13 protein-coding genes and 1 other annotated feature (1 of these 14 only partly in view) are annotated in these 11,812 nt (G+C 51.0%); of the genes, 1 reads left to right on the top strand and 12 read right to left on the bottom strand.

Features of this window, described 5'->3' with window-relative positions:
* Nucleotides 1-44 (top strand) — a binding site (T-box leader); it begins 164 nt to the left of the window's first position.
* A gap of 47 nt (nt 45-91) precedes the next feature.
* A complete protein-coding gene (gene trpS / locus EVJ28_RS00210) occupies nt 92-1,093 on the top strand; it encodes a tryptophan--tRNA ligase (RefSeq protein ID WP_131469631.1) in 1,002 nt (333 codons plus the stop codon).
* 98 nt (nt 1,094-1,191) lie between these two features.
* Here trpS and EVJ28_RS00205 read toward each other — a convergent pair whose 3' ends face one another.
* The 12 genes from EVJ28_RS00205 to EVJ28_RS00150 form a co-directional block, all read right to left on the bottom strand.
* Complete coding sequence (locus EVJ28_RS00205; RefSeq protein ID WP_131487794.1) at nt 1,192-2,856, bottom strand: peptide ABC transporter substrate-binding protein; 1,665 nt, start codon at nt 2,854-2,856, stop codon at nt 1,192-1,194.
* A gap of 203 nt (nt 2,857-3,059) precedes the next feature.
* The gene (locus EVJ28_RS00200) at nt 3,060-4,592 is read right to left on the bottom strand and encodes a peptide ABC transporter substrate-binding protein (RefSeq protein WP_131487792.1); all 1,533 of its coding nucleotides are present in this window, start codon (nt 4,590-4,592) and stop codon (nt 3,060-3,062) included.
* Nucleotides 4,593-4,658: 66 nt separating this feature from the next.
* Nucleotides 4,659-5,891: a beta-ketoacyl-ACP synthase II gene (fabF, locus tag EVJ28_RS00195; RefSeq protein WP_131487790.1), complete on the bottom strand. Its 1,233-nt coding sequence runs from the start codon at nt 5,889-5,891 to the stop codon at nt 4,659-4,661.
* Nucleotides 5,888-6,847: a beta-ketoacyl-ACP synthase III gene (locus EVJ28_RS00190; RefSeq protein WP_131465417.1), complete on the bottom strand. Its 960-nt coding sequence runs from the start codon at nt 6,845-6,847 to the stop codon at nt 5,888-5,890. The genes fabF and EVJ28_RS00190 overlap by 4 nt, the downstream gene beginning before the upstream one ends.
* Nucleotides 6,848-6,923: 76 nt before the next feature.
* Nucleotides 6,924-7,628 (bottom strand): 5'-methylthioadenosine/S-adenosylhomocysteine nucleosidase, encoded by a 705-nt coding sequence (gene mtnN, locus EVJ28_RS00185; protein WP_070327645.1) that lies wholly within the window; start codon nt 7,626-7,628, stop codon nt 6,924-6,926.
* A gap of 56 nt (nt 7,629-7,684) precedes the next feature.
* Nucleotides 7,685-8,158, bottom strand: coding sequence for a transcription elongation factor GreA (greA, locus tag EVJ28_RS00180; protein WP_131457315.1), 474 nt, complete (start codon nt 8,156-8,158; stop codon nt 7,685-7,687).
* A 63-nt stretch (nt 8,159-8,221) separates the two neighbouring features.
* Nucleotides 8,222-8,860: a uridine kinase gene (gene udk / locus EVJ28_RS00175; protein WP_131457317.1), complete on the bottom strand. Its 639-nt coding sequence runs from the start codon at nt 8,858-8,860 to the stop codon at nt 8,222-8,224.
* 16 nt (nt 8,861-8,876) lie between these two features.
* A complete protein-coding gene (locus tag EVJ28_RS00170; protein WP_131457319.1) occupies nt 8,877-9,518 on the bottom strand; it encodes an O-methyltransferase in 642 nt (213 codons plus the stop codon).
* A 66-nt stretch (nt 9,519-9,584) separates the two neighbouring features.
* Complete coding sequence (gene mltG, locus EVJ28_RS00165; RefSeq protein ID WP_131457321.1) at nt 9,585-10,724, bottom strand: endolytic transglycosylase MltG; 1,140 nt, start codon at nt 10,722-10,724, stop codon at nt 9,585-9,587.
* A gap of 69 nt (nt 10,725-10,793) precedes the next feature.
* On the bottom strand, nt 10,794-11,090 hold the full coding sequence (locus tag EVJ28_RS00160) for a DUF1292 domain-containing protein (RefSeq protein WP_016508787.1): 297 nt from the start codon (nt 11,088-11,090) through the stop codon (nt 10,794-10,796).
* 13 nt (nt 11,091-11,103) lie between these two features.
* Complete coding sequence (ruvX, locus tag EVJ28_RS00155) at nt 11,104-11,526, bottom strand: Holliday junction resolvase RuvX (RefSeq protein ID WP_070327649.1); 423 nt, start codon at nt 11,524-11,526, stop codon at nt 11,104-11,106.
* A 1-nt stretch (nt 11,527) separates the two neighbouring features.
* Complete coding sequence (locus tag EVJ28_RS00150; protein WP_035386073.1) at nt 11,528-11,794, bottom strand: IreB family regulatory phosphoprotein; 267 nt, start codon at nt 11,792-11,794, stop codon at nt 11,528-11,530.
* Between the last annotated feature and the right edge of the window lie 18 nt (nt 11,795-11,812).

Raw genomic sequence — 11,812 nt, 5'->3', positions numbered from 1 at the left:
ACTTCATGCAAATTTGGGTGGCACCGCGGTTATTCGTCCCGATTTTTCGGGCGGAGAACTGCGGTTTTTTATATTTTATGGAGGTGTAGGCATGGCAACGATATTTTCAGGCATTAAACCGACCGGCGTCGTGACGCTCGGTAACTACTTAGGGGCGATGAAACAATTCGTCGATCTTCAAGAAGAACATGACGCGTACTATTGTATCGTCGATCTTCACTCGATCACGGTCCAACTCGACCGTGTCGAACTGATGGACAACACCCGCAAGCTGGCGGCGCTCTATCTCGCTTGTGGACTTGACCCTGAGAAGGCAACGATCTTCGTCCAGTCAGAAGTAAAAGCGCACGCTCAACTCGGATGGATGTTGACGTGTATCGCCGGGATGGGCGAACTCGGTCGGATGACGCAGTACAAAGACAAATCGCAAGGCAGCGATAACGTCGGGGCCGGGCTGTTCATCTATCCGACACTCATGGCGGCGGACATTCTACTTTACGGGACAGAGCTCGTGCCGGTCGGTGACGATCAAAAACAACATATCGAACTGACGCGCGACTTGGCCGAACGGTTCAACAAACGCTATTATGAGACGTTCAAGATTCCTGAGCCGCTCATTCAAAAAGAAGGGGCTCGGATCATGAGTTTGACGAACCCCGAGAAGAAGATGTCGAAGTCGGACGCGAACGTCAAAGGCTTCATCTCGATGCTTGACGAACCGAACGTCATCCGTAAAAAAATCAAGAGCGCCGTCACGGACTCGAGCGGCGTCATCAGCTTCGACCGGGAGAATAAGCCGGGCATCTCGAACTTGCTCGAGATTTACTCGTTATCGACGGGTACTTCGATAACAGATCTCGTGACTCAATACGAAGACTCGAACTACGGAACGTTCAAGCAAGACGTCGCCGAAGCGGTCGTCGCCATGCTCGAACCGATTCAAGCGCGCTATCACGAACTCGTCGACTCGTCAGAGCTCGATGCGATCCTTGACTCGGGACGCGAGAAAGCCGAAGCGGTCGCGAACAAAAACCTCGCCAAGATCGAGAAAGCGATGGGCTTAAGCCGGAAACGTGCCAAAGTGAAAAAATAAGACAGAGCCGCCCAACGCATGCGTTGGGCGGCTTCTTTATGGAAGAACACAAAAAAAGAAAGAAACAGGCGTCCCTGTCTCTTTCTGGTGAATGTTGCTTATTGCTCTTTGCCTTCGATGAATGCCCACTTGTACGAGTAGTCAGCGCCGAATCCGTGTTCAACGATTCCTTTAACGTATGGCTTCGTGAGACGAGCTGATCCGCGTTGGTAAACTGGCGAGATCGCGTTCTCTTCAAGAACGATTTTCTCTGCATCTTGAAGTTCTTTCCAACGTGCTTCAGCATCTGTGTTCGATTTCGCAGATTCGATGAGTGCGTCGAATTCATCGTTCGACCACTTACCACGGTTGTATGGTCCGTCAGTAACGAAGAGGTCAACGAACGTCATTGGATCCTGGTAGTCAGGTCCCCAGCCTGCGAATGTAAGCTCAAAGTCACCTTTGTTCTCGAGGTCAAGTTTGTTGTTGAACGGTTGTTGCTTGATCGTAAGCGTCATGCCTGGAAGGTTCTTCTCAAGTTCACCTTTGATGAACTCACCGATTTGCTTCGCAGACTCTGAGTCGTAGTTGAGGAGTTCGATTTCGACAGAATCTGTCCCGAGCTCTTCAAGCCCTTTTTCCCAAAGTTCTTTCGCTTTATCAACGTCGTAGCCGCCGATGTCGCCGTTCGCTTCACGGAAGTCTTTACCGTCTGGACCTGTTACGAAGTCTTTCGGTACGAGATAGTTCGCAGGTACTGAACCGTTCGCGAGGAGCGTTTCAGAGATTGCTGCTTTATCGTAGGCCGCATCGATCGCGTTACGGATGTTTTGGTTGTCGAACGCTTCAACTTCAGTGTTGAACTGGAGGTAGAAGAGTGTCGGCTCAACGACAGTCGAGAAATCTTCGCTGTCTTGGTATTGAGCAACGAGTTCAGAAGTCAAACCAGTACGGTCAACGTCGCCGTTTTCGTACAAGTTGACGCCTGTTGAAACTTCTTTAACGACTTTAACGTCGATTTCGTCAAGTTTGACGGCTTCAGCATCCCAATAGTCGTCGTTTTTGACCATTTTCCAGCCTTGCTCGCGCTCCCAGCTTTCGAGTTTGAACGGTCCGTTGTAGAGCGTCGTCTCTGCAGACGTACCGAAGTTCTCGCCTTGTTCCGCGTCGAACGCTTCAAGTTTAGGCATAAATACGCCGAAGCTTGTGAGACCAAGGAAGTAATCAGCTGGTGCTGTCAATTTAACTTCAAGTGTCTGATCGTCAGTTGCTGTAACGCCGACCGCGTCACGCTCGCCTTCGCCAGTGTTGTAAGCTTCAGCGCCTTCGATGACAGACATGACGTAAGCATATTGTGATCCGTTGTCCGGATTAAGTACTTCTTTCCAAGCGTATTCGAAGTCGTTTGCCGTTACAGGCTCACCGTTAGACCAAGTTGCGCCTTCACGGATTTTGAACGTGTACGTTTTACCGTCTTCAGAAACTTCGTGTGATTCAGCCATCCCTGGTGTTGGGTTGTCTTCTTCGTCCATACGGTAGAGACCTTCGTTAACGTTGTTCAAGACGTTGAACGATACTGCGTCAGTCGCGAGAGTTGGGTTAAGTGAAGGAATGTCTGCACTGTCGAGCAAGTTGAGGACTTGCGCTTCATCTGCACTACCTTCTGAACCTCCATCTCCGTTTGTTGTCGTTGTTTCTTCTTCCCCACCCGAGCAAGCTGCTAGGAACGCGCTAGATAGAAGCGTTACCGACGTTGCTAATGCAAAACCTTTTTTCTTATTCAATACGATGACCCCCTGATTTTTTTCGTTTTAACGAAATGAACGATGGTAGAAAATTCTGAAAGTTAACTTTACAAAATTTGCTACCACAATCCCGTTGATGCAATAATACAATATTCTGATAATTTTGCAAAGTATTTATTTTGATTTTTCTAAAAAATTTTTATCATAGGCTAAAAGCCCGCCTAGGGAGACGGGCTTTTAGCTCATTTTTTATAAACTTTTGAAAAAGTTAGGACGTACGAAGGACCGATGACCGGAAATCCAATTTCCGCATAGGTGGAATCGACCGCGTAAGTTCTTCCAGCTTGGTAGATTGGAATAACGACTGCCTCTTCCAACAAGCGTTTTTCGGCTTGACGATACGCTTCGTTCCGCGCCTCGAGTACCTCAGTCGAGCGTGCCTCCTCCATCAACCGATCGAACGTCTCGTCTTTATAACCACTCGAATTCAAATAATTTCCTGTTTCAAATTGAGTCAAATAAGCACTGTACGCCGGATAATCCGGTTGCCAACCAGACAGCGACAGCGCATAGTCACCTGCGACTTCTTTCCTAACTTTGTCACCGAGCGGCAGTTCCGTGATGGAAACAGACAGCCCCGGAAGTTTTTCAAGTTCGGTTTCAATCGTCTCGGCGATTTGTCTCGCTTCTTCATCGACAAAGCTGAGTAATTCGATGTCAATCGTTTCTTCTTCGTAGCGCTCTTTGACCGACTCGAACAAACTAGACGCATCTTCTTCAAACGAGACGTCTTGCGCACTCTCGTCTGTGACGAGCAAGCGGTCCGTCGTTTGTTCGGCGCGGGCGAGTGCATCGGTGAACGCCTCTCGATCGAGCGCAATCGCGAGCGACCGGCGGAAGTCAGGGTCATCGAACGGATACTCATCGACGTTCGATTTCAAATAGAAGACACCGCTCCGAGGCACGTCAATCACTTCACTTTCAAGTGAATCGAACACACTTTCATCCGTCCCATAAGGAACCGGGTGAATGCCCGTCGCTTCCGTCCCGAGCGCGGCGTCCGCCCAAATGATGATGCGCTCGAGCGTAACGTTACCCGAGTCATGGTAAGATTCGTTTTTCGTCAGTGTCACTTGGGCTGCGTCAATCGATTCGATTTGAAACGGTCCGTTCGCATCGAGTTCTGGCCAAGCCCCGATGGCTGTTTGTGGAAGAAACGCCGGCATTGCCAAAATCTCCTCGAACCCTTCCATCGGTCGCTCGAGCGTCAATTCGAGTGTCTGCGCATCGACCGCCTTGACACCGAGCGTCTCCGGCTCGGCTGTTCCGAGACTGATTGCTTTTCCATTTTTAACATCTTCAAGTAAAAAACTAAACGGTGAGTTCGTATCGTCGTCCGCGAGTTTTCTAAAATGGTCGACGAACGTCTCGGCGGTTACCGCCTTGCCGCCCACCGTCTGACTCGGCTTTAGCGAGAACGTGTACGTCGCACCGTCCTCTGACCGGGTCAAGTTCTCGACGAGACCTGGCTCGATCTCACCGTCCGCCCCGAAGCGATACAATCCCTCATAGACATGAGACAATATCGTCTGGGAACTCGGATCGATGGCGAGTAACGTGTTCGGCTGCTCCGGTAACGTCTCCCCGTGGATCGTCACGACTTGTTCTTCTTGCGGTACTAGTTCACGTGCCTGCTCGCGTTGTCCGTTCCAAATGATCAAAAAAAGTATAAGGACTGAACCCAACAAGGCGGCACCGATGATAAAACGTTTCATTCGGCATTCTCCCTTCTGTTAGACCAACCCTTATACCCTACCCGTTTTTAACCTATTTTTCTACAATCAGTCTGTCACTTTTGCGAATGCGAGTGTCGCATTATGGCCCCCGAAGCCGAGTGAATTGCTCAGTGCGTACTGAATATCAAGTTCCCGCTTTCCTTCTCGAACATAATCAAGGTCACAGTTTTCTGCCGGTTCGTCACAGTTGATCGTCGGATGAATCTGACCCTCATGAATCGACAACGCCGTGATGACCGCTTCGACGCCGCCCGCAGCACCGAGCAAATGCCCGATCATCGATTTCGACGAATTGACGGCGAGCTGATCAGCATATTCCCCGAACACGTTGCGGATCGCTTTCGTTTCTAACATATCGTTGAGTGGTGTGCTCGTCCCGTGGGCGTTAATGTACTGGACGTCTTCCGGTGCGATTCCGGCGTCACGCATCGCTTCACTCATCGCTTTCGACCCACCTTCAGCTTCAGGTGACGGTGCCGTGATATGGTAGGCGTCCGAACTCATCCCGTATCCGACGACTTCGGCATACATTTTGGCACCGCGCGCTTTAGCGTGCTCATATTCTTCGAGAACGAGGACACCTGCGCCTTCGCCCATGATGAACCCGTCACGATTTGCATCGAACGGACGGCAGGCCGTCGCCGGATCCGGGTTCGTCGATAGCGCCTTATTGGCACAGAACCCTGAAAACGATAACGGTGTGATTGGTGCCTCGGCCCCGCCTGCGAACATCGCGAGCGCATCACCGCGTTGAATGACACGGAACGCTTCGCCGATCGAGTTCGTGCCCGACGCACAAGCCGTCACCGAGCAGTTGCTCGGTCCTTTCGCCCCAAGGTAGATCGAGACTTGGCCGCTCGCCATGTTCGGGATCATCATCGGAATGAAGAACGGGCTGACCCGGCGCGGTCCGCGTTCATGCAAGATGCTCGCTTGTTTATCGATCGTCTCGACGCCACCGATGCCGCTCCCAATCCACGTCCCGACTTTGTCCGCCATCGCTGTCACATCTAGACCGCTATCCCGATGTGCGGCGTCCGCTGCTAAAATTGAGTATTGGATGAACGAGTCCATCTTCCGAGCTTCTTTTGGCTCAACCAAATGCTCGATATTCCATTCTTTGACTTCAGCGCCGACTTTTGCCGGGTACTGGCTAATATCAATCTTCGTCAACGTATCGACCGCATTGTCCCCGTTCAATAGCCGACCCCACATTTCTGTGACATCATTGCCTAACGGTGATACGACACCTAACCCTGTAATGACTACTCGTTTCATGAACAAATCTCCTCCGTGATTTTAGCGTTATTCCATGTGAGACAGCTCGCTCCCCAAGTGAGCCCGGCACCAAAGCCGGCAATGACGACCGTTTGCCCGGCCGTGACCTTCCCAATTTTAACTGCTTCAGCAAGCGCGAGCGGAATCGAGGCAGCCGATGTGTTCGCATGGTCTTGAATCGTGACGACTACTTTGTCTTCAGCGAGCCCTAACCGCTCTATCGCCGCGTCAATGATGCGGCGGTTCGCTTGGTGCGGGACTAAGACGTCCATGTCGGCAATGTCTTTACCGGCTTGATGAAGCGCCTCTAACACGATGTCCGGCATTTTCCGGACCGCGAACTTGAACACTTCACGCCCGTTCATGACGATTTTACCATCTGCATTCTCATATAAAAACTTCCCACCCGTACCATCGCTCCCAAGAACGATTGAATCGATTGCCGCGACGTCATCTTCCCCCAATACGACTGCACCTGCGCCATCACCGAACAAGACGGCAGTCGAGCGGTCGTCCCAATCGATCAAATTACCCATCTTTTCGGCTCCGATGACGAGTGTACGTTTAAAGCCTTTCGACTGCATCAAGCTCTTCGCCGTATCCATCGCGAAGATGAAGCCGCTACAGGCGGCGCTGACGTCAAATGCGACGGCACGTTTCGCGCCTAAGTTCGCTTGGACGAGACAAGCTGTCGCCGGGAATGATGGTGCCGTCGCCGTCGCGCAGACGATCGCGTCGATGTCCTCGATCACAACCCCTGCGCTCGCAAGCGCCCGTTTAGCGGCCCGAGTCGCCATGTCTGCTACCGACATGTCCGCATCGGCCAAATGACGCGCCTCGATCCCGGTCCGGGTCCGAATCCATTCGTCGCTCGTATCCATACGTTTTTCCAAATCGACGTTCGTGACCCGGTTATCCGGAAGGAATGAACCGATGCCGATGATTCCAATGTTCATAGCTATAACCCCTATTCTTAGTATCTGGTACTAATATAAGGGAATGAAAAAGGGATGTCAACGCATCCCTCTCGAATTATTCACTTTGTCCGAGCCGTTTCGTGACCGCCATGACCATTTTCGCCGAGTTGATCGATGCCGTCTCTAAAAATTCATCGAACGACAAGTTCGCCTCTTCGTCGGCGCTGTCTGAGATTGAACGTGTGACGACGAACGGTACTCCGAACTGGTGGCACGTCTGGGCGATCGGGGCCGCTTCCATTTCAACGGCTGCGACACCATCAAAATGTCCTAAAATTTCCGCGACTCGTTTTGAATCGTTGATGAATGAGTCACCTGTGACGATCAGCCCGGTGTGGACGTTCACATCGTGCAAGCTCTCAATGACTTCCTTACAGACGTCCATCAAGTGCGCGTCCGCTTTATAGGCAGCAGGCATGCCCGGAACTTGGCCGTACTCATAGCCGAACGCTGTCACGTCGACATCGTGGTGGCGGACTTCCGTCGAGACGACGACGTCGCCGACTTTCATCCCTTTCTTGAAGCCACCGGCAGAACCGGTGTTGATAACGACATCTGGTTTGAACTTGTCGAGCAAGAGCGTCGTCCCGATGGCCGCGTTCACTTTTCCAATCCCTGACTTTAAGATGACGACCTGGACGTTGCCAAGGTATCCTTCATAGAAGTGATAGTTCGCAATCTCTGTATCCGTCCGTTCTGTCAATTCGTTACGAAGCAAGTTCACTTCTTCTTCCATCGCCCCGATGATTCCGATTTTCATGTGATAGCCTCCTCAGAAAGAGAGCGACCTCCAATTGGATGCCGCTCTTTTAGTCATTATTTGATTTCTTTAATTTCGACGACCATGTCGCCACCAGGTGTTTGCACGTTCACGATGTCTCCGACGGTACGACCGAGAAGCGCTTTCGCGATCGGTGATTCGTTCGAGATTTTCCCTGTGAACGGGTCAGCCTCGGCACTACCGACGATTGTATATGTTTCGTCTTCATTGTCTGCTTGAATGAAGAACGTCACCGTCTTCCCGATTGCGACCATTGAATTGTCCGCGACATCACCTTTGATGATGACGGCGTTACGAAGCATCTCTTCAAGTTGTGCGATACGTCCTTCGACCATAGCCTGCTCTTCTTTCGCTGCATCGTACTCAGCGTTCTCAGACAAGTCTCCGAAGTCACGGGCAATCTTAATGCTTTCAACGACTTCTTTACGGCGTACCGTCTTCAGTTCATTCAATTCATGTTCAATCTTTTCTTGTCCTTCTAACGTCATGTAATGTTGCTTTTCAGCCATATCCGTCACTCCTTCATTGTCTCCTAGTATATTACAGCAAATCAGAATTGAAAACGATTTATTTTAGTAGGCCCGATTGCGTTCCGTAAGCACCCAGCGGATCTTCGTCACGAGCAGATCGATGGCGACAAAATTCTCGCCGCCTTCAGGGACGATGATGTCTGCGTAACGCTTCGTCGGCTCGCAAAATTGCAAGTGCATCGGACGGACAACGTTCGTATATTGGGCGACGACCGAATCAATCGAGCGTCCCCGCTCGTTAAGATCGCGTTGCATCCGGCGTAAAATCCGGACGTCGGCGTCTGTGTCGACGAACACTTTAATATCCATCAACTCACGAAGACGGTCGTCCTCGAGTGCTAAAATCCCTTCGACGATGACGACGTCGACCGGTTGGATCGAAATCGTCTCGTCCGAACGTGTATGGGCGGCATAATCGTAAACCGGCTTCTCGATCGCTTGATGATTTTGCAACTGCTTGATCTGTTCAATCAACAAATCGTTGTCGAATGCGAACGGGTGGTCATAGTTCGTCTTATACCGCTCTTCCATCGTCATTTCTGACTGGTCTTTATAGTAGGCGTCTTGCTCGATCATGACGACCGATTGTCCTTTGAACGCATCCACGAGTGCACGGGCGACGGTCGTCTTTCCAGATCCAGTCCCACCGGCCACGCCGATAATGACGGGTTTATGTTGCATCAAAGTTAAATCCTCCTCATCGTAATTTACGACTGATTGCTAGGCCATCACCGAGAGGCAAAATCGCGGTGTGATAATCGGTCCGTGCCATCAATTGCTCAGTAAACTGTTTTACGAGACGGACGAGCCGGCGTCTCCGACGGTCAAGAACTGACACGTCTTCGAGCAGGACGTCTCCTCTCAAAAACAAATTATCGCTGTAAATAGTACCACCAATTGGTACTAAAGCGCCATACCCATCAAAGAATTTTTGATATTGGCCTTTGGCTGCATCGATGAAAACCGCATCAAACGATCCTTCAATCGATCCAATCAGTTCGACCGCATCGCCGTGAATGACGGTGATCCGGTCCGAGACGCCCGACCGTCCGATAAAGCCGAGCGCTTCCTCGTAACGACGTGCGTTGCGTTCGATTGTAACGATCTCGGCCTCTGGCAACAGCTCAGCCATGCGGATCGCACTGTATCCGATCGCCGTCCCGACTTCAAGTATACGCTGCGGCCGTTGCATCGCGAGCAACGATAATAACACCTCTGAGCCGGTCAAGTCCATGATCGGCACGTGATGAACGCGCGCGAACTCTTCCATCTCCGCTAAGAGCGGTGACCGGTTTAAAATCAAGTCCTCCACGTATCCTTCATAGGATGAATGTTCCACGTCTTACACCTCTTACTCTCTATTCATTCAAACGACCGGAAGCCAAGGCCTCCGGTCGCATATCTATCAGTTGTTTGCTTCTTCGAACGCTTCCCATTCGGGGCGATATTTGTTGACGTTCTGTTGATGTGCCTCATATGTCACTTCAAACAGAACTTCTCCGCTCGGGAAACCTTCGCGAGGCGGCCGTGCGTAGAAATAAACGTTGTCTGTATCGTTCGGGTTGAGCGTCGCTACGAACGCATCACGACTGACCGAGGCGATCGGACCAATCGGGATCCCAGGGTAACGGTATGTGTTATACAGTGAATCGTTTTGCAAATCATTGAACGACGTGAAAATTGACGTCTCGCCCGTTCCGTACCAAACGGTCGGGTCGGATTGCAACTTCATCCCGTCCGCAAGCCGGTTCTCAAATACGCCGGCAATCTCTTGACGGTCTTCTGTCGATACTGCTTCTTTTTCGATGACGGAAGCGAGGGCGAGCGTCTCGTGGAACGTACGTCCTGACGCCTCGACAGTATCAGCATACTCGAGATAAAGCTGTTCGGTCGGCTTGAGCATCTCATCGATGATTTGTGTGAGCGTGACACCTTTGTCGAACTCATACGTGGCCGGGAACAAGTAGCCTTCGAGCGGGTGATAAATCCCTTCTGCTAACACTTCTTCGGTCAACATCTCGTGTTCGGCGACGAGTGAACGGATATATTCCTGATCGCTCAGCTGTGCCGAAATCTCTTCTTTCGGAATTTCAGCCACGTTGGCGAGCCGCGCGATGACTTGATCGATTGTGAATCCTTCTGGAATGACGAGTTTGATGTCAGGTACGACGATCACTTTACCCGTCTTCAGCGTGGCGATCAACTCGTCAAGTGACTGTGACGGAGACAGCGTATACGTCCCCGCTTGGAACGATGACTCATTTTTAAACCGTGTGTATAAACGGAAAATCGTGCTACTCCTCACAAGTCCATTCTCTTCGAGCAGTTCGCCAATATAACCTGAGCCTGCACCGAGCGGAACCTCGACTTCGACTGTTTCGGACGAAGCGGGATCGATCGGCTCAAGTGACCGCTTTACGAATGCATACGAGACAGCGGCGCCCGTGGCGATGACAAGAAGAAAGACAGCAAGAATAATAACCGTGATGCGGCGAACGATCCGGCTACGTGCACGCTTCTCATCAGGCATCGATGGATGGTTCATGCGTGTTCTCCCCTGTTCTTCTGTATGAAGATGGGCGACGAGGGTTCACCCTAGCCGCCCGTCCACTTATTAGTCTAATCCGACTTCGTCGTTGACGATGTCGAACGCTTCCATCACTTCTTCAAAGTCGTCATCATCTTCGACGAGTTTCAAGATGAACTCACCATCTTCAAGTTCTTCGATTTCAAACGCGTAAACTTCGATTGTATCTTCATCTTCCGATTCCGGGTTACCGACTGGTTCGAGGACGACAAACGTCTTTTTCGAACGGTCGCTCGTCATACGGAAAATTTCTGCAAATAAATGCTCGTCTCCATTTTCATCTGGAATACGGTACATTTCTTCTTCACGACGGATTTCTGCCATGCGTAGTTCCTCCTTATTTCCCTGGACGATCCAGGTAATTTTGTAAAATCATGACGGCTGCCATCTTATCGATGACGGCCTTTCTCTTTTTACGGCTGACGTCTGCTGAAATGAGCATCCGCTCCGCTTGCATCGTCGTTAAACGTTCGTCGACGAGAACTGTCGGCAAACCAGTCGCCTCGGTGAGGGCGGCGGCAAACGCCTGTGACGCCTCACCCCGAGGACCGATCGTTGCGTTCATATTCTTCGGAAGACCAACGACGACTTCTTTCACATCGTACTGCTCGATAATCGGTCGAAGCAAACGAACAGCCTGTTCAAAGTCGGGTTCCGTCCAATAGACCGTCTCCACACCTTGCGCCGTCCAACCCATGAGATCGCTCACTGCGACCCCAATCGTCTTCGAACCGACATCAAGCCCCATAACTCGCTTCATATTAGTCCTCTTTCCGATCGTTCAAATACGATTTGACCAACTCTTCGAGCAGTTCATCTCGCTCAATTTTGCGAATCAAGTTTCGCGCATCGTTATGACGCGGAATGTAGGCAGGGTCACCTGACAACAAGTATCCGACGATTTGATTGATCGGTTGGTAGCCTTTTTCCTCGAGTGCTTGATACACCGTGATCAGTGTCTCCCGAGTATTGGCTCGATTATCATCTTCTGGAAAATTGAATTGCATCGTGCGATCCATTTGGCTCACAAGAATCCACCTCTTTCC

It is taken from the genome of Exiguobacterium sp. SH3S3 (assembly GCF_004337115.1).
Classification (GTDB): domain Bacteria; phylum Bacillota; class Bacilli; order Exiguobacteriales; family Exiguobacteriaceae; genus Exiguobacterium; species Exiguobacterium aurantiacum_A.
Note: the sequence above shows the minus strand (reverse complement) of the source record. Positions and strands in the feature narration are given on the sequence as shown.